This window comes from Microbacterium sp. APC 3901 (assembly GCF_030407765.1).
Taxonomy (GTDB): Bacteria; Actinomycetota; Actinomycetes; order Actinomycetales; family Microbacteriaceae; genus Microbacterium.
Genome location: NZ_JASDCU010000002.1, coordinates 153,003 through 169,966, shown reverse-complemented (window position 1 = coordinate 169,966; position 16,964 = coordinate 153,003). Strand labels below are relative to the sequence as shown.

Below are 16,964 nucleotides of genomic sequence, written 5' to 3'. Positions count from 1 at the left end.
GTCGCCGGACGCTATTCGGCTGCAGGCACCCGATCGGCGAGGATCGCACGGCGCTGATCGCCCACGCGCGTGAGGATGAGCGTCGCCGCCTGATCACCCCGCAGCGTCAGCTTCTTGCGGAAGGCCGCCGGGTCGATGTCCATGCCGCGCTTCTTGATCTCGAGCGAGCCGACATCGTTCGCCCTGAGCACGGCACTGATCGCCTTGGGGTTGGCGGGCATCGTCTCACGCACCCGGAACGACTGTACGAACGGGCTCGTGAGCGCCGTGTCGGAGGTGAGGTAGGCGATGCGCTCATCGAGCATCCCCGCGTCGAGACTGCGTGCGACATCGCCGATCAGGCGCGCCCTGATCACCGCTCCATCCGGCTCGTGCAGGAAGGCGCCGAGCTCACGCACCGGCGCATCTTCGGCATCCGCGCCCGCGGTGAGCTCGTGCGAGCGCTCGCCGCGGATCACGAGAGCGGACCGGCGGATGCCGTCGCGAGCCAGCGCTCTCGTCCACAGCACCAGCTCGACGACGCTGCCCTCTGCACTCACCCACTGCGCCTCGGCGTCGACGGGGAGCGAGTCCCGGTCGTGGCCAGGGCCGAGCTTGATGCCGGTCGAGGTGCGAGAGGCGACGTCGAACGCCCAGTCCAGCGGGGGAGAGTAGTCATCGGACGACACCCGTCGGGTCTCGCTGTGGCCCGCGGTGCGGCGTGCCGGGTCCATCCAGATCGCGTGGGTGTCGTCCCCGTCGACCGGCACGTGGGCCTCGGCGGTGCCATGCGTGACGACCGCGCTGCCTCCGAAAGGTGCGAGATTGTATGCGGCGATCGCGGCGGTCACCTCGTCGGCATCGACGGCGACCACGTCGAGTCCGGCGCCGGCGAAGGCGAGCGAGTCACCCCCGATCCCGCAGCCGAGATCGGAGACGCGGGTGACGCCTGCGCGGCGCAGTCGCTGCGCATGACGCGCGGCGACACCCAGTCGAGTGGCCTGCTCGAGCCCGGCGCGGGTGAACAGCATCCGCGATGCGAACTCGCCGAACTTGCCCTTCGCCTTGGCTCGCAGACGCGCCTGGCCCACCACAGCTGAGACCAGCTCTGGGGAGTGCCCGGCGGCGCGCAGCCGGGATACGACGCGGGCGACATCGGCGACCTCGTCGACGGGGCCGAGTCTGTCCAGCGCCGTCAGGCCTTCGGGGGTGAGCAGGGCGCGCAGCTCGGAGATCTCCACGCCTCCAGCTTAGGCGGCGCCCCGTTCGCCCCATTGGCACTCGCATTGCGTGAGTGCCAGCGGAACGCCTAGACTGGATTAGCACTCTCGGGTTGAGAGTGCGAAAAGTCTTCCTGTCAGCGTCAAGAAAGAAGAGGTAGACCGTGTCGGTTTCCATCAAGCCGCTCGAGGATCGCATCGTCATCAAGCAGGTCGAGGCCGAGCAGACCACCGCGAGTGGCCTGGTCATCCCCGACACCGCCAAGGAGAAGCCCCAGGAGGGCGAGGTCGTGGCCGTGGGCCCCGGCCGCATCGATGACAACGGCAACCGCGTTCCGCTCGACGTCGCCGTGGGCGACCGTGTGCTCTACAGCAAGTACGGCGGCACCGAGGTGAAGTTCGGCGCAGACGAGTACCTCGTCCTGTCGGCTCGCGACGTGCTCGCAGTCGTCGTCCGCTGAGACAACGTCTTCGGAAGGCCCGGATGCATCACGCATCCGGGCCTTCCTGCATATGGCCACCATGTCACGTGGCCGAGAAGGGCAGGAGAGCCGCCACCGGTGCACCGATTCCTGCCAATGTCCGGCCGGCGACCGTGGGGGCCGCGATGCTGGTCTGCGGCGGGCATAGGGTTGTGCGGTGACCCCGACGAACGCCGCCTCCCGAGCCACTCGGACGGCGGGGGTCGCGTACGCGGGCGGAGCGTATCTGCTCTGGGGCGTGCTGCCCCTCTACTTCCTGCTGCTCGTCCCCACAGGTCCGTGGGAGGTCGTCGCCTGGCGGGTGCTGCTGTCGCTCGTCTTCTGCCTGCTCCTCCTCACCGTGATGAGGGGCTGGAAGGCGTTCGGCGTCATCGTCCGACAGCCGAGGCTCCTGGGATGGACCGCTCTCGCCGGCATCCTGATCTATGTCAACTGGCAGGTGTTCCTCATCGGCACCCTCTCCGGGAACATCGTCGAGACCAGCCTCGGCTACTTCATCAACCCGATCACCACCGTGCTGCTCGGGGTGTTCGTGCTGAAGGAGCGCATCCGCAGACTTCAGTGGGTGGCGATCGGCATCGCCGCGGTCGCCGTGATCGTGATCGTCCTCTTTTACGGCGAGTTCCCGTGGATCGCCCTCTCGCTGACGGCCTCGTTCGGCGTCTACGGACTCATCAAGAAGAAGATCGGTCCGGCAGTCGATGCGATCAGCGGTCTCACCCTCGAGTCGTTCTGGCTGATCCCGATCGCCGTCGTGCAGCTGATCCTCGTCGCCACCACCCCCGAAGGAATCACGATGGGCTCCTACGGCGTCTGGCATGCGGTGCTGCTCGCCTTCGCGGGAGTCGCGACGGCGGTGCCGCTGCTGCTCTTCGCCGCCGGCACCCGACGCATCAACCTGACCGTCATCGGGATGATCCAGTTCGTCACGCCCATCATGCAGTTCATCATCGGCGCTGTGGTGCTCGGTGAGCCCATGCCGTCCGAGCGCTGGGCCGGGTTCATCATCGTCTGGGCCGCCATCCTGGTGTTCGTGATCGACCTGCTCCTCGCCGCGCGTCGAGGGCGTCGGATCGCTCAGCCGGCACTGGTCTGAACTCCCGGATCACGCCTGCGGAACTCGGTGTCGGATCGTTAACGCACCGAAACATCGGCGACCCCTACGCGAAGCCTTTCAGTCCTAGTGTTAGAGCACCCGACCGTGGTCACAATCCACGGCCAGTCACGCAAGGGAGCATCATGACCGCATTCACGCGCTCGCGCAGCGCCAAGATTCTCGCAGGAGTCGCGCTTCTGAGCGCCTCGGCGATCGTCGTCGCAGGCTGCAGCAGCACGCCCTCGGAGGAGCCGTCCGACGGTGGAGGCGGCGGTTCGGCCGACCTCACGCTCGAGCTCGGTTCGCTGCTGCCGCAGACGGGCTCGCTGTCGTTCCTCGGACCGCCCATGGAGTCGGGCGTCGGCCTCGCAGTCAAGGAGGTCAACGACGCTGCTGCAGGAGTCACGATCAACCTCACGGCCGAAGACGAGGGTGACACCGACACCAAGGCCTATGAGACGTCGATCAGCAAGCTGCAGAGCGCGGGTGTCACGGCCATCGTCGGCGCCGCGGCCTCCGGTGTCTCGCGCCTGATCCTCGACGGCAACGTCAGCGCAGGCATCCTGCAGATCTCGGCCTCGAACACCGGCCCCGACTTCACGGACTGGGACGACAACGGTCTCTACTTCCGCACCGCTCCCAGCGACCTGCTGCAGGGCGAGGTGCTCGGCAACCTGATCGCCGAGGACGGCGCCAAGACCCTCGGCGTGATCTACCAGAACGACGCCTACGGCACGGGACTCTTCGAGAACATCCAGTCGACGTTCGAGAACGCGGGTGGCGAGGTCGTCGCCGACGCGTCCTACAACGTCGGTGACGGTCAGTTCGACGCACAGGTCGAGACCATCAAGGCGCAGAACCCCGACGCCGTCGCGATCGTGTCGTTCGACCAGTTCAAGACGATCGCCCCGCTGCTCGTGAACGCGGGCATCTCGCCGGACAAGTTCTACCTGGTCGACGGAAACCTGTCGGACTACGGCTCCTCGCCCGACACGAACTTCCCGTTCTCGCTCGAGGGCGCTCAGGGCACCAAGCCGGGACCGGCACTCGAGGACGACTTCACAGACCGTCTGCAGGAGTACTGGACCGGCGAGGGCAACCCCGAGGTCAATGACTTCACCTATGCGGCAGAGGCCTACGACGCCGTCGTGCTCGTCGCTCTCGCCTCGCTCGCGGCCGGCTCGACGGAGGGCGCCGACATCGCAGCGAAGATGGCTGAGGTCTCGGGCGGCAGCGGCGAAGGCGAGAAGTGCACCAGCTTCGTCGACTGCGCCGAGATCATCAACGGAGGCGGCACGGCCGACTACGACGGTTACTCGGGCGAGATCACGTTCGACGAGAACGGCGACCCGCAGGGTGCCTCGATCGGCACGTACGTGTACAACGCCGAGAACCTGATCTCCCGCACCAACTGATCACGAGCGAAGGCCCCGGATCCCGCATCCGGGGCCTTCGTCGTGTCCGGGGGCGTGCGAAGTCGGAGGAGAGGCGCCTCAGGCGGCCTGCATCCTGCACGCACACACACGCACGGACAGAGAAGGGGCGGATGCCGCAGCATCCGCCCCTTCTCTTCGTCTGTGCGTGTCAGGCGGCCTCGGTGCCGAGCGTGCCGAGATAGAGGCCGATGACCTTCGGGTCGTTCAGCAGGTCGCGGCCCGTGCCCTCGTACGCGTCCTTGCCCTGGTCGAGCACGTAGCCGCGGTCGCAGATCTGCAGGCAGCGACGGGCGTTCTGCTCGACCATGATCGTGGTCACCCCTGCCTTGTTGATGTCGGATACGCGGATGAACGCGTCATCCTGGCGCACGGGGGAGAGCCCCGCCGAGGGCTCGTCGAGGAGCAGAACCGACGGGTCCATCATGAGCGCCCGCGACATCGCCACCATCTGGCGTTCGCCGCCCGAGAGCGAGCCCGCGCGCTGCTTGAGGCGCTTGCCGAGCTCGGCGAAGATCCCGGTGACGAACTCGAGACGCTCCGCGTAGATCTTGGGGTTCTGGTAGAGCCCCATCTGCAGGTTCTCCTCGATCGAGAGCGAGGGGAAGACGTTGTTCGTCTGCGGCACGAAGGCGACGCCGCGCTTGACGAGCTTGTCGGCCTTCAGCCCGACGATGCTCTCTCCGTTGAGGGTGACGTCGCCGCCGCGGATGTTGACCATGCCGAAGATCGCCTTCAGCAGAGTCGACTTGCCCGCACCGTTGGGGCCGATGATGCCGATCAGCTCGCCCTGCCGGGCGACCAGGTTCGCGCCGTTGAGGATGTTCACTCCGGGGAGGTATCCGGCGTGCACGTCCTTCAGCTCGACGACGATGTCGTCGGGTGACGGCGACGACGCTGTGGGTGTGGCGGCGGTCATGCGTTGCCCTTCTGATCGGGATCGAGGGTGCTCGTCGCGTCGAGCTCCGCCTCTGCTTCTGCTTCGATCTGCTCTCGGAGCCTGGCGGCCGCGGCGTTCTCGATCACGGGGATGCGACCGGTGACGGCACCGAGATCGAGATCCTGGTGCGCGCCGAGGTAGGCGTCGACCACCGCGGGGTCCTCCATGACCTCGTCCGGGGGTCCCTCGGCGACGATGCGGCCCTCAGCCATGACCACGACCCAATCGGCGATGTGGCGCACCATGTGCATGTCGTGCTCGACGAACAGCACGGTCATCCCGAGACCCTTGAGATCGAGGATGTGGTCGAGGAGCGACTGGGTGAGGGCCGGGTTGACGCCGGCCATCGGCTCGTCGAGCATGACCAGGGTCGGGTCGCTCATCAACGCGCGGGCCATCTCGAGGAGCTTGCGCTGCCCGCCTGACAGCGATGCGGCGAAGTCCTTCTCCTTGGCGTCGAGCTTGAAGCGGGCGAGCAGCTCGCGCGCCTTGCCTTCGATCTCCTGGTCCTGCTTGCGCCACAGGAACGGGAAGAGACTCGACCAGAATCCCTCACCCCGCTGCCCCGGAGCGCCGAGCTTCATGTTCTCGAGCACCGTGAGCAACGACAGCGACTTGGTCAGCTGGAACGTACGCACCTGTCCCATGCGCGCCACCTTGAACGAGGGCACGCCCGAGAGGCTCACCCCGTCGAACGACCAGGTGCCGCTGTTGGGCTTGTCGAACCCGCACAGCAGGTTGAACAGCGTGGTCTTGCCTGCGCCGTTCGGTCCGATCAGCGCGGTGATCGCGCCGCGGGGGATCTCGACGTGATCGACGTCGACGGCGGTCAGGCCGCCGAAGCGCCGCTGCACGGCGTCGGCCACGAGGATCGGATCGACCTTCGGCACTCCGGGGGCCGCAGGGCCCTTCGCGAGACCGGTGGTCTTCGGACGTCGGATGCTCCCGGTGGCGGGCGCCGTCTGGGCGCTCTCGTCGGGGGTCAGTTCATTTGACAAAGGTCATCTCCCTCTTGTCTCCGAGGATGCCCTGAGGTCGGAAGATCACGAGCAGCATCAGGGCGATGCCGACGAAGATGAACACCAGGGTCGAGGCCTGGCTGTCGGACATCGGCAGGAGTCCCGCCTTCGCCATGGACGGCAGCAGGTTCGCCATGAACGCGAACACGACCCAGAAGAGGATCGCGCCGAGCGTCGGACCGAACACCGTGGCTGCTCCACCGAGCAGCAGGGCGGTCCAGAGGAAGAACGTGAGCGAGGTCGTGTAGCTGCCGGGGACCACGGCCGAGGGGAGGACGAACACGATCCCTCCGGCTGCGCCGATCACACCACCGACCACGAGCGCCTGCATCTTGTAGGCGAAGACGTTCTTGCCGAGCGAGCGCACAGCGTCCTCGTCTTCACGGATGCCCTTCAGCACGCGTCCCCACGGGCTGCGCATGAGCGACCAGACCAGCAGGATCGCGACGAGCAGGACGAGGAGTCCGAACACTCGGTTCCACAGGTCGTTCGCACTGTACGTCCACGGCCCGAATCCGTAGGTGCCGGGTGGGAAGGGGTTGGCGTCACGGAACCCGCCGTTGAACTGCGCGAGACCGTCGGCGGAGTTGGTGTACTCGTCGAAGATCTGGGTGGTGAAGAGCAGTCGAACGATCTCACCCGCCGCGATGGTCGCGATGGCGAGGTAGTCGGCCCGAAGGCGAAGCGTCGGGATGCCGAGGAGCACGGCGAAGAGCGCGCCTCCGAGCAGACCGATGAGCATGCCGATCCACCAGGGCAGACCGAAGGTCAGCACCGAGATGGCGTAGCCGTACCCGCCGATGGCCATGAAGGCGGCCATACCGAAGTTGAGGAGTCCCGCGTATCCGAAGTGCACGGCCAGACCTGTCGCGGCCAGCGCGTACGCCAGGGTGACGGGGCTGAACAGATAGGCGGCGGTGTTCGAGAAGATGCTTCCGAAGTCCATGGCGATCAGCCCAACCTTTCCCTGCGTCCCAGCAGGCCCTGCGGTCTGACGAGGAGGATCACGATGAGCACGACCAGGGCGCTCGCATACTTCAGATCCGAGGGGATCCAGAGGGTGGAGACCTCGACCGCGATGCCGACGATGAGGGAGCCGACGAGTGCGCCGAACGCGGTGCCCAGACCGCCGAGGGTGATGGCGGCGAAGATCAGCAGCAGCATCTGCATTCCCATGTCCCACTTCACACCTGGGCGGAAGTACGCCCAGAGGATGCCGGAGATGGCGGCCAGCGTGCCGGCCAGGATCCACACGTACCTGACCACCTTGTCGACGTCGATCCCCGACGCCGCAGCGAGCTGGGGGTTGTCGGAGATGGCGCGGGTGGCCTTGCCGATGCGGGTGCGCGTCAGGAAGAAGGCGACCCCGACGATGACGACGATGCTCACGCCCATGGCGATGAGGTCGATGTACGACAGGGAGATCGGTCCGAACCGGAACGGCTCGGGGCTGGCCCCGGGAAGCTGACGCGTGCCGCCGCCGATCATGTACTGGAAGGCGTAGCGCAGGGCGAGGGAGAGGCCGATGCTGACGATCATCAGCTGCACGACCCCGAGCCCTCGTCTTCGCAGCGGACGCCAGATGCCGGCATCCAGTGCCCACCCGAAGAGACCACCGCCGACCACGGCAGCGATGATCCCGAGCCAGAGCGGCAGCTGCCAGAAGCTCGTCGTGACGAGGGCGACCAGGCCGCCCCAGGTGACCATCTCGGCGTGTGCGAAGTTGGACAACCGGGTGGTGCCGTAGATGAGCGCGGCGCCCATGGAGGCGAGTGCGAGCAGCAGGCCGAAGTTCAGGCCGCCGACGAGTCGCGAGAGGAGCTGATCGATGAAGGACGTCGTCATCCTCTCGCCCTCACCGAGGAAGAGGTTGAGGATCTTGGTGCCGGTCAGACCGAACTCGACCTCGAACGACGCCGTCGTACCGGCGATCGGCTGAGTGCCCTCAGGCAGCAGCGCCGGATCGACGATCACACCGTCGGGGAGCGTCTCCTCGTCGACGGTCAGCGTGAAGGTGTCCTTCTCAGGCACGTACAGGCGCCATTTGCCCTCTGCGTCGGTCTCGGTCTCGCCCTCGAAGCCGCCGCCCTCGATCGTCATGACGACGCCTTCGACGGGGTCGTCATCGAAGGTGATGACACCGGCGAAGTAGAAGTCGGTGATCTCCTGGCCGTCGTCCGTCTCTTCGGCGGAGGCCGCTGCAGGAGGCTGCAACCACAGGAAAGCGATGGCGAGGAGCGACGCGAGCAGGATGATGACCCACCGCATTCCGCTTCGATTCGCCGAGATCGTCGGACGCACAGAACCTCCAGCCCAGTACACAGGCCATGACGGAGTTGTGCATCGGCCCTGATGTACGACGGTATGAGCGTAATGTGTCGGCTCTGTTTCGACCAAGGCACGATCTGCTCACGGTGAGAACGATCCCATCACGAAGTTGCCACCCGGGCTCCTCCGCGGCTCCTCTCCCCGCGTCGTGCTGCGCGGGAGCGCTCGAGGGCGGGGAATTTCCTCAGCCTCCCGGCGCTTAGAATTGGTACACCCTCGCCCCCAGATCGCGCCCGCAGGAGGACAATCCATGGACCAGCACGACCCCTTCGGCTTCGTCGGACTCACGTACGACGACGTGCTGCTCCTCCCGGGGCACACCGACGTCATCCCCAGCGAGGCCGACACCTCGTCGCGGATCACTCGCCGGATCTCGGTCGCGACACCGCTGCTGTCCAGCGCGATGGACACCGTCACCGAGTCGCGGATGGCCATCGCGATGGCACGAGAGGGCGGCATCGGCATCCTGCACCGCAACCTCTCGATCGCCGACCAGGCCGCGCACGTCGACCGCGTCAAGCGCAGCGAATCGGGCATGATCACCGATCCGATCACGACGACGCCGGACGCGACCGTCGAAGAGGTCGACGCGCTCTGCGCCAAGTACCGCATCTCCGGCCTTCCGGTCGTCGACGCCGACGGACGCCTGGTGGGCATCATCACGAACCGCGACATGCGGTTCGTGTCGGGCTTCGAGCGCCAGACCACGTTCGTGAAGGACGTCATGACGTCCGAGGGACTCGTCACCGCACCGGTGGGCGTCGCCGCAGGCGAGGTCATCGCGCTGTTCGCGCATCACCGCGTCGAGAAGCTGCCGCTCATCGATGAAGACGGCAAGCTCGCGGGACTCATCACCATCAAGGACTTCGACAAGAGCGAGAAGTATCCTCTGGCCACGAAGGACGACCAGGGTCGCCTGCGCGTCGGCGCGGCCATCGGGTTCTTCGGAGACGCCTGGGAGCGCGCCGAAGCGCTGCGCGACGCCGGCGTCGACGTGCTCGTGGTCGACACGGCCAACGGCCAGTCTCAGGGTGTGATCGACCTCGTCAAGCGGCTCAAGGCCGATGAGAGCTTCGCGCACATCGACGTGATCGGCGGCAACGTCGCGACTCGCGAGGGCGCCCAGGCGCTCGTCGACGCGGGCGTCGACGCCGTCAAGGTCGGCGTGGGACCCGGCTCGATCTGCACCACGCGCGTCGTGGCGGGCGTCGGCGTGCCCCAGGTCACGGCTGTGTACGAGGCGTCGCTTGCTGCACGTCCCGCCGGTGTGCCCGTGATCGCCGACGGCGGCCTGCAGTACTCGGGCGACATCGCGAAGGCGCTCGTCGCCGGTGCCGACGCCGTGATGCTCGGCTCACTGCTCGCCGGCACCGACGAGTCGCCGGGCGAGATCGTGTTCCAGTCGGGCAAGCAGTTCAAGCAGTATCGCGGCATGGGCTCGCTCGGAGCCATGCAGACCCGCGGCAAGCAGACCTCGTACTCAAAGGACCGCTACTTCCAGGCAGACGTGCCGAGCGACGACAAGCTGATCCCCGAGGGCATCGAGGGCCAGGTGCCGTATCGCGGTCCGGTCGGTGCTGTCGCCTATCAGCTCGTCGGCGGACTGCGCCAGTCGATGTTCTACGTCGGGGCCCGCACCATCGAGGAGCTCAAGCAGCGCGGCAAGTTCGTGCGCATCACCGCGGCCGGGCTGAAGGAATCGCACCCGCACGACGTGCAGATCGTGGTCGAGGCGCCGAACTACAAGCGCTGAGACAGAGACAGACGGAGGGCCGGATGCGACAGCATCCGGCCCTCCGTCGTGCGGTGCCGTCGATGCGGTCCATAGGTATGCCAGTATTTAGAGAAACCCGCTCGACTTCCCCTCGAGCTCTCCGCGCGAAGGGCGCAGTGAGTGACATGCCGGACGCTGATCGGCAGGGGACTTCCCCAATGAGAGCCGCAGATATGCCTCAGGATGCTCCCCGCGTCCTGGTCGTCGATGACGACCCTGACGTCGCCCTGCTCGTGAAGACCGTGCTCGAGAGGCGCGCCGGCTGCGAGGTCTCGGTCACGCACGACGGCCTCTCCGCCGTCGCGGCGCTCGAGACCTTCACGCCCGACGTGGTCGTCACCGACATCGAGATGCCGGGCCTCGACGGCCTCGAGCTGCTGGCAGAGCTGCGTCGCGACGATCCGTTGCTGCCGGTGATCGTCATGACCGCGCACGTCTCGGTCGAATACGCGGTGTCGGCCCTGCGCGCGCAGGCCGACGAGTTCCTCACCAAGCCGCTCGACAACGCCACACTCGTCGAGGCCGTCGTGCGGCTCGCGACGGAGGGCCGAGCACGACGCGAGGCCGGCCGCACCAAGGAGGTCGTGCTCGCCATCGGCGCGCACCCCGACGATGTCGAGATCGGCGTCGGAGGGATCCTCGCAGCGCACGCCCAGGCCGGCGATTCGATCACCATCCTCACCCTCTCGCGCGGTGCTCGGGGCGGAGACGCCGACAGTCGGCAGCATGAGTCGCTCGCGTCGGCCGAGATCCTCGGCGCGCGGCTGTTCGTCAAAGACCTCATCGACACCGAGATCTCCGGCGGCGGCACCACGGTGCGACTGATCGAGGAGGTCGTGCAGGAGGTGCAGCCGACCATCGTGTACACGCACTCGTCGAACGATCGCCACCAGGACCACCGCGCGGTGAGCGAGGCGACGATCGCCGCGACCCGCCGGGTGGGCACGGTCGCCTGCTATCAGAGCCCCTCGGCGACGATCGACTTCCGGCCGACGCGATTCGTGCGCATCGACCAGTACCTCGGCCAGAAGCTGAGGCTGCTGGAATGCTTCGGCTCCCAGACGGCGACCCGCGACTACCTCGAGCCCGACTTCGTGACAGCCACCGCTCGATACTGGTCGCGCTTCGGCGGCGGAGCCGCCGTGGAGCCGCTCGAGGTCGTGCGCGAGACCGCCGAGTTCATCGGCGCCCACGAGCTCACTCGGAAGGAGAGCTGATGACCGCGCGCGTGCTGGTGACCGGTGCAGGGGGCCCCGCCGGTGTGGCCGTGATCCGCTCGCTCCTGCGCCGGTCCGACCTCGAGGTCTTCGCGGCCGACATGGACGGCTGGGCCAGCGGGATCTACCTCGTGCCGCCGACGCACCGGCGTCTCGTGCCACCTGGGCGCGACGAGGACTTCGTCTCGACGATCGCCCGCATGGTCGAGGAGGACCAGCTCGATCTCGTGATCTCCACGGTCGATGTCGAGCTCGGGGCACTCGCCGCCCGACGCGACGAGCTGGCCCCGGCCGTGCTCGCCGCGCCGTCGCAGGACACGCTGTCCGTGGCGCTCGACAAGCTGCTGCTCGCCGAGCGCTGCGAGGCGACGGGACTCACCCCGCGCACCGTGCTCGCTGGCCCCGACGCGCTGGCGGTCGACTGGGAGTTCCCCGCCTTCGCCAAGCCTCGCCAGGGCGCGGGCAGCCGTGGCGTGCGACTCGTCCCCGACCGGGCGGCGCTCGAAGCACTGCCCGAGGACGAAGGACTCATCGTGCAGGACTTCCTCCCCGGCGAGGAGTACTCGGTCGATGTGATCGCAGACGCCTCGGGCTCGGTGGTGGCTGCCGTGCCCCGGACCCGTGCCAGGGTCGACTCGGGTGTCGCGATCGCCGGACGCACGGTGCACGACGACGAGCTCGAGAGCGCTGCGGCGTCGATCGCGCGGGCGATCGGCCTCGTCGGCGTCGCCAACGTGCAGCTCCGGCGCGATCGCGCAGGCCGGGCCGTGCTCCTCGAGGTGAATCCGCGCTTCCCCGGTGCGCTTCCGCTCACCATCGCCGCAGGGGTCGACATCCCCTCGCTCGTCGCCGACCTGTTCCTCGGTCGCGAGATCCCGGCGAAGATCCCCTTCCGCGAGGTCGCCACGGTGCGTTTCCTCGAAGACGTGATCCTCGAGGTCGACGAGGTCCTCGTCTCGGCACACGCCGGGCATCAGGAGGAACTGTGACCCACGGGCTGCTCCGAGGTGATCATCACGTGCATTCGACGTTCTCGGATGATGCGGTGTCGACTCTCGCCGAGAACGTCGCGGCGGCCTCGGCGGCGGGGCTCACGGCCGTGCGCCTGGTCGACCACGTGCGGCAGTCGACGCCGTGGGTGCCCGAGTACCTCGCCGCGGTGAGGGCGTTGCAGGTGCCGGACGGCCTCACCGTGCTGACCGGTGTCGAGGCGAAGATCCTCGACGCATCGGGCGATCTCGACATCCCCGACCTGCCCGCCGGGATCGACCGCATCCTGATCGCCGACCATCAGTTCCCCGGCGTCGACGGGCCGCTCGGTCCGAGCGTCGTGCGAGAGCGGATCGAGGGTGGCTGGGCGCCGGAGGACGCGCTCGATCAGCTGGTCGGCGCCCTGATCGCCGCCATGCGCCGCCATCCGGGGAATCAGCTGGCGCACTGCTTCTCGATCCTGCCGAAGATCGGGCTCTCCGAGGACGACCTCGGTGGCGAACGTGTATCGGCCTGGGCGAAGACGGCGGCCGAGACCGACACGATCGTGGAGGTGAACGAGAAGTGGGGGTGCCCCGGCATCCCGCTCCTCGACGCACTGCACGGCGCCGGCGCTGAGATCGTCGCGTCGACCGACAGCCATGTGGCCTCCGACGTCGGGCGCTATTCGCGCGTGGCCGGGATCCTCGACGCATGGAGCGCTCGCTGATGGTCGATCTGAGCTGGCTCGAGACCGTCGTCGTCGTGATCCTGCTCCTGTGCGTGCTCGTCGGGACCCTTCCCGTGATCAACACGGGGCTGCAGTTCCTGGTACTTCCGATCCATGCCTTCCGGAACCACTACAGCCGGGCCGCGCCCCATCATCCGCGCGTCGCCGTGCTGATCCCGGCCTGGAATGAGGGGCTGGTCCTGGGGCAGGCGATCGAACGGCTGATGCAGCTCGAATACCCGGCCGACCGCCTGCGCATCTTCGTGATCGACGACGCGTCGACAGACGACACCCCGGAGGTGGTCGCAGCGAAGGCTGCCGCATTCCCCGGGCGAGTCGTGCACCTGCGCCGCGACAAGGGCGGCGAGGGCAAGGCGCACACGCTCAATCACGGCCTCGACATCGTGCTCGCGAACGAGTGGACCGAAGCGGTCCTGATCATGGACGCAGACGTGATCTTCGCGCGGGATTCTCTGCGCAAGATGAGCCGGCACCTGGCCGACGAGAAGGTCGGGGCCGTCACCGCCTACATCGCCGAGGGCAGTCGTGACCGCAACTACCTCACCCGGTTCATCGCGATCGAGTACGTGATCGGGCAGCTCTCGGCCCGTCGCACCCAGAACGTCGGGGGCGCGATCGCCTGCCTGGCCGGGGGCGCGCAGCTGCACTCGAGGGCGAATCTCGAGGCCATCGGCGGACGGATCCCGACCGGCACTCTCGCCGAGGACACGATGACGACGTTCGAGGGCCAGCTGGCGGGACGCCGCATGGTCTTCGAGCCCCACGCGGTCGTGCTGGCCGAAGAGCCCCGTACGATCGACAGTCTGTGGAAGCAGCGCCTGCGATGGGCTCGCGGCAACGTGCAGCTGACCTCGATCTATCGCCATCTGTGGTTCCGGCCCAGCCGGGTGCACAACCTGGGCAGCTTTGCGTTCGGTCTCGCGTGGTTCACGATCCTGCTGCTGCCGGCGTTCATGATCCTCGCCGCCAGTGCTCTGCTCGTGCTGCTCATCCTGCACAGTGAGATCGCGGAGTTCGTCTTCCGCTTCATGTGGATCTCCGCGGCCTGCATCTATCTGTTCTCGATGCTCTACGCGGTGCAGCTCGACGGGCGCATCGGCCGGCAATCCTGGCGCGAGGCGCTGATGTTCCCGGGCCTCGGCGCCCTGATCCTCATGGCGATCGCCCTGTTCCCCTGGCTGTTCGAGTCGGGGCTCAACGATCTCGGCCTCGCGGTCACGGATGAGACCCGCTTCGCCTGGGCGGTCGTCTTCTACCTGTGGGGGCCGATCTCGATGCTCGGCATCTGGCTCGCCCGCGCGGTGGAGCCGTTGCCGGGGGGACGCTTCTTCGCCGGCCTCCTGCTCTACGTCTGCGGGTATGGCTCGCTGCTCTGCGCCATCACCGTGGACTCGTACATCAAGGAGTGGCGCCACGCTGACGCCGCATGGATCAAGACCGAGAAGATCGGACGGGTCGACTCATGACCGAAGCACCTTCGAGAAACGCCGAGGAGGAGGAGATCGCCGCGGACGCGCGTCGAGAGAAGCTCCTGATCCCACAGGCGCTTCTCGCTCTGGGCGTCGTCGTCGTCATCGTGATCGTGCGAGAGCTGTTCCTGCGATGACCGGGCGGCCGCTGGCCCTCGTGGTCGAGGACAGCGCAGATCAGACGGCGCTGCTGAAGCGCTATCTCGACCGCGAGGGGTTCGACGTGTTCGCGGCGGCAGATGGCGAATCCGCGATCGCCGCGTTCGCGACGATCTCTCCCGCCGTCGCCGTGCTCGACCTGCTGCTCCCCGGCATCAGCGGCACGGAGCTGGCGCGTCTCATCAAGGTTCGATTCCCGGACTGCTTCCTCATCGTGAGCTCAGTGCTCGACGTCGCCGACTACCCCGACGCCGACGCCGCGCTGCCCAAGCCGATCATCGGTGCAGATCTGCGAGCGCTCCTGCGAGGTGTGGCGCGATGACGCCGACCAGCACAGTGCAGCAGACGATGGAACGCGGATGGCGCCGATACTTCGACAACCCCACGCCGCTGATGAAGCAGGGGCCGACAGCGATCGCGGTCGCGGTCGCGGCTGTGCTCATGTGGACGGTTCCGGGGATCCCCGTGACAGACACCGCCTTCGCGGTCTTCGGTCTCGTCACCATCGCCGCAGCGACCGCCCTCGCGGCCGTGCTCTCGGCTCGTGGGGTGTACGAGGGCTGGGTCGTGATGCTCATCCCGATGATCGACATCGTCGCGTTGGGCGCCATCAGAACCGGCACCGGCGGTCCGGCATCGCTCTTCTCTTCTTTCGTCCTCCTTCCCGTGATCTGGATCGCGGCCGCACCGGGGCGCAGGCAGGTCGTCATCGTGGCGGTCCTCTCGTCGGTCGCGCTCGTGATGCCGAACCTCATCGATCCGCCCGACGACCCGGCCGACTGGCTGCGCGGTGTGATCGGTCCGCTGGTCTTCGCGACGGTGGGGGCCATCGTCAACGAGCTGTCGCGCCAGCAGCGTCTTCGCACGACCCAGGCCGAGGGCCACGTCGTCGAGCGCACGGCGGCTCTCGCGGCCAACGAGGAGATGCTCGAGCAGCTGAAGTCGAGTGAGCAGCAGTACCGCGCGCTCTCCGAGTCCTTCACCAGTCTGTGGAACTCGATCACCGGGCAGGCCGTGATCGCCACGGACAACGACGGCACGATCACCGCGTGGAATCCGGGTGCGGTGCGGCTGCTGGGCTTGCCTGTGCCGGAGGCGCTGGACAACGTCCGCGTCGACAGGTTCTTCGAGGCCACCGTGCTCGCGCAGTTCGCGCCTGACGGTTCTCAGCACACGGCCGATCAGGTGCATCCAGGGCTTCGAGCCCTGTTCGCCGACGCGGATGCCGGGCTGCCGGTCGACTCGAACATCGATGTGGAGACAGCGGGCGGATCCACGGTTCCCGCGCGCATCACCGTCACCCCGTATCAGGACTCCGACGGTTCGCGGCACGGCTACCTGCTGGTGATCACCGATGAGACCCGGGCGGTCGAGGTCGCCCGCATGAAGGACGAGTTCGTCGGGATGATCTCGCACGAGCTGCGGACACCGCTGAGCGCGATCATCGGATTCCTCGACCTCCTGCAGAACGATCCTGCCCAGCCCCTCACGGCGGATCAACAGGAGTTCGTCGACATCATCGAGCGCAACGCGCAGCGACTGCTGAATCTGGTGGGAGACCTGCTGTTCACAGCACAGGTCGAGTCCGGCAGATTCCCGCTCGAACGCCGCGACGTCGACGTCGTGGAGCTCACGCGCAGCGCCGTCGCGTCGTCGGGACCGCACGCGCAGCGCGAGGGGATCGAGCTCATCGCGGAGGTGCCGGATGGCCCTGTGCGGCTGTCGGTCGACGCCGGACGGATCGGCCAGGCCCTCGACAACCTGCTCTCGAACGCGATCAAGTTCACCGCCGCCCGCGGTCGGGTCACGGCGAGCGTCCGCCCGGTGGACGGCGGCATCGAGATCGCTGTGCGCGACACGGGCGTCGGCATCCCCGAAGACGAACAGGGGATGCTCTTCACACGGTTCTTCCGCGCGTCGACCGCGACCCGCAACGCGGTGCCGGGAGTCGGCCTCGGCCTCACCATCACCCGCGCCATCGTGCTCGCGCACGGCGGCACGATGGATGTGACGAGCAGGGAGGGTGTCGGCACCGAGTTCCGGATGCTGCTGCCCGCGGCCCCGCGGACCGAGGCGATCCAGGTCGTCGGCCACCGCCCGTGATCACCGCACGCGCCGGATCCTGATA

Annotated in this window: 16 protein-coding genes; 11 read left to right on the top strand and 5 right to left on the bottom strand. The window is 67.5% G+C overall.

Annotated elements, in window-relative coordinates:
* Positions 1-11: 11 nt before the first annotated feature.
* The gene (locus tag QMA07_RS02340; protein WP_290159704.1) at positions 12-1,220 is read right to left on the bottom strand and encodes a class I SAM-dependent methyltransferase; all 1,209 of its coding nucleotides are present in this window, start codon (positions 1,218-1,220) and stop codon (positions 12-14) included.
* Positions 1,221-1,363: 143 nt separating this feature from the next.
* Between QMA07_RS02340 and groES the strand changes: the two genes are divergently transcribed.
* The 3 genes from groES (at position 1,364) to QMA07_RS02325 (ending at position 4,192) form a co-directional block, all read left to right on the top strand.
* Positions 1,364-1,660 (top strand): co-chaperone GroES, encoded by a 297-nt coding sequence (gene groES / locus QMA07_RS02335; RefSeq protein ID WP_039394204.1) that lies wholly within the window; start codon positions 1,364-1,366, stop codon positions 1,658-1,660.
* Between the two features lie 178 nt (positions 1,661-1,838).
* Entirely contained in the window at positions 1,839-2,777 is a 939-nt protein-coding gene (gene rarD / locus QMA07_RS02330; RefSeq protein WP_290159702.1) for an EamA family transporter RarD, read from the top strand.
* 143 nt (positions 2,778-2,920) lie between these two features.
* Positions 2,921-4,192 carry an ABC transporter substrate-binding protein gene (locus QMA07_RS02325; protein ID WP_290159700.1) on the top strand — a complete coding sequence of 424 codons (1,272 nt, stop codon included), beginning with the start codon at positions 2,921-2,923 and terminating at the stop codon, positions 4,190-4,192.
* A gap of 169 nt (positions 4,193-4,361) precedes the next feature.
* Here QMA07_RS02325 and QMA07_RS02320 read toward each other — a convergent pair whose 3' ends face one another.
* From QMA07_RS02320 to QMA07_RS02305, 4 genes are read right to left on the bottom strand one after another with little or no spacing between them, the layout of a single operon-like run.
* Positions 4,362-5,129 carry an ABC transporter ATP-binding protein gene (locus tag QMA07_RS02320; protein ID WP_290159698.1) on the bottom strand — a complete coding sequence of 256 codons (768 nt, stop codon included), beginning with the start codon at positions 5,127-5,129 and terminating at the stop codon, positions 4,362-4,364.
* Complete coding sequence (locus tag QMA07_RS02315) at positions 5,126-6,091, bottom strand: ABC transporter ATP-binding protein (RefSeq protein ID WP_290159944.1); 966 nt, start codon at positions 6,089-6,091, stop codon at positions 5,126-5,128. Before QMA07_RS02315 ends, QMA07_RS02320 begins: the two co-directional genes overlap by 4 nt.
* A 46-nt stretch (positions 6,092-6,137) precedes the next feature.
* Entirely contained in the window at positions 6,138-7,115 is a 978-nt protein-coding gene (locus tag QMA07_RS02310) for a branched-chain amino acid ABC transporter permease (RefSeq protein WP_290159696.1), read from the bottom strand.
* A gap of 5 nt (positions 7,116-7,120) precedes the next feature.
* Entirely contained in the window at positions 7,121-8,437 is a 1,317-nt protein-coding gene (locus QMA07_RS02305) for a branched-chain amino acid ABC transporter permease (protein WP_290159694.1), read from the bottom strand.
* Between the two features lie 310 nt (positions 8,438-8,747).
* Here QMA07_RS02305 and guaB point away from each other — a divergent pair, with 310 nt between their 5' ends.
* From guaB to QMA07_RS02265, 8 genes are all read left to right on the top strand, one after another.
* Positions 8,748-10,250 (top strand): IMP dehydrogenase, encoded by a 1,503-nt coding sequence (guaB, locus tag QMA07_RS02300; RefSeq protein ID WP_140036371.1) that lies wholly within the window; start codon positions 8,748-8,750, stop codon positions 10,248-10,250.
* Between the two features lie 194 nt (positions 10,251-10,444).
* Positions 10,445-11,488: a response regulator gene (locus tag QMA07_RS02295; protein ID WP_290159942.1), complete on the top strand. Its 1,044-nt coding sequence runs from the start codon at positions 10,445-10,447 to the stop codon at positions 11,486-11,488.
* Entirely contained in the window at positions 11,488-12,477 is a 990-nt protein-coding gene (locus tag QMA07_RS02290) for an ATP-grasp domain-containing protein (protein WP_290159693.1), read from the top strand. Before QMA07_RS02295 ends, QMA07_RS02290 begins: the two co-directional genes overlap by 1 nt.
* Positions 12,474-13,187: a PHP domain-containing protein gene (locus tag QMA07_RS02285; protein WP_290159691.1), complete on the top strand. Its 714-nt coding sequence runs from the start codon at positions 12,474-12,476 to the stop codon at positions 13,185-13,187. Before QMA07_RS02290 ends, QMA07_RS02285 begins: the two co-directional genes overlap by 4 nt.
* Positions 13,172-14,674 carry a glycosyltransferase gene (locus QMA07_RS02280; RefSeq protein ID WP_290159689.1) on the top strand — a complete coding sequence of 501 codons (1,503 nt, stop codon included), beginning with the start codon at positions 13,172-13,174 and terminating at the stop codon, positions 14,672-14,674. Before QMA07_RS02285 ends, QMA07_RS02280 begins: the two co-directional genes overlap by 16 nt.
* Positions 14,671-14,814 (top strand): hypothetical protein, encoded by a 144-nt coding sequence (locus QMA07_RS02275; RefSeq protein WP_290159687.1) that lies wholly within the window; start codon positions 14,671-14,673, stop codon positions 14,812-14,814. Before QMA07_RS02280 ends, QMA07_RS02275 begins: the two co-directional genes overlap by 4 nt.
* Positions 14,811-15,158 (top strand): response regulator, encoded by a 348-nt coding sequence (locus tag QMA07_RS02270; RefSeq protein ID WP_290159686.1) that lies wholly within the window; start codon positions 14,811-14,813, stop codon positions 15,156-15,158. The genes QMA07_RS02275 and QMA07_RS02270 overlap by 4 nt, the downstream gene beginning before the upstream one ends.
* Entirely contained in the window at positions 15,155-16,939 is a 1,785-nt protein-coding gene (locus QMA07_RS02265; protein ID WP_290159685.1) for an ATP-binding protein, read from the top strand. Before QMA07_RS02270 ends, QMA07_RS02265 begins: the two co-directional genes overlap by 4 nt.
* Positions 16,940-16,964: the final 25 nt, after the last annotated feature.

Excerpts from the sequence above, each read along its gene's own strand:
- QMA07_RS02270 (WP_290159686.1), top strand. The coding sequence starts at position 14,811 with ATGACCGGGCGGCCGCTGGCCCTCGTGGTCGAGGACAGCGCAGATCAG.
- QMA07_RS02320 (WP_290159698.1), bottom strand. The coding sequence starts at position 5,129 with ATGACCGCCGCCACACCCACAGCGTCGTCGCCGTCACCCGACGACATC.
- QMA07_RS02275 (WP_290159687.1), top strand. The coding sequence starts at position 14,671 with ATGACCGAAGCACCTTCGAGAAACGCCGAGGAGGAGGAGATCGCCGCG.
- QMA07_RS02295 (WP_290159942.1), top strand. The coding sequence starts at position 10,445 with ATGCCTCAGGATGCTCCCCGCGTCCTGGTCGTCGATGACGACCCTGAC.
- QMA07_RS02305 (WP_290159694.1), bottom strand. The coding sequence starts at position 8,437 with ATGCGGTGGGTCATCATCCTGCTCGCGTCGCTCCTCGCCATCGCTTTC.
- QMA07_RS02325 (WP_290159700.1), top strand. The coding sequence starts at position 2,921 with ATGACCGCATTCACGCGCTCGCGCAGCGCCAAGATTCTCGCAGGAGTC.
- QMA07_RS02265 (WP_290159685.1), top strand. The coding sequence starts at position 15,155 with ATGACGCCGACCAGCACAGTGCAGCAGACGATGGAACGCGGATGGCGC.
- guaB (WP_140036371.1), top strand. The coding sequence starts at position 8,748 with ATGGACCAGCACGACCCCTTCGGCTTCGTCGGACTCACGTACGACGAC.
- QMA07_RS02280 (WP_290159689.1), top strand. The coding sequence starts at position 13,172 with ATGGAGCGCTCGCTGATGGTCGATCTGAGCTGGCTCGAGACCGTCGTC.
- QMA07_RS02290 (WP_290159693.1), top strand. The coding sequence starts at position 11,488 with ATGACCGCGCGCGTGCTGGTGACCGGTGCAGGGGGCCCCGCCGGTGTG.
- QMA07_RS02310 (WP_290159696.1), bottom strand. The coding sequence starts at position 7,115 with ATGGACTTCGGAAGCATCTTCTCGAACACCGCCGCCTATCTGTTCAGC.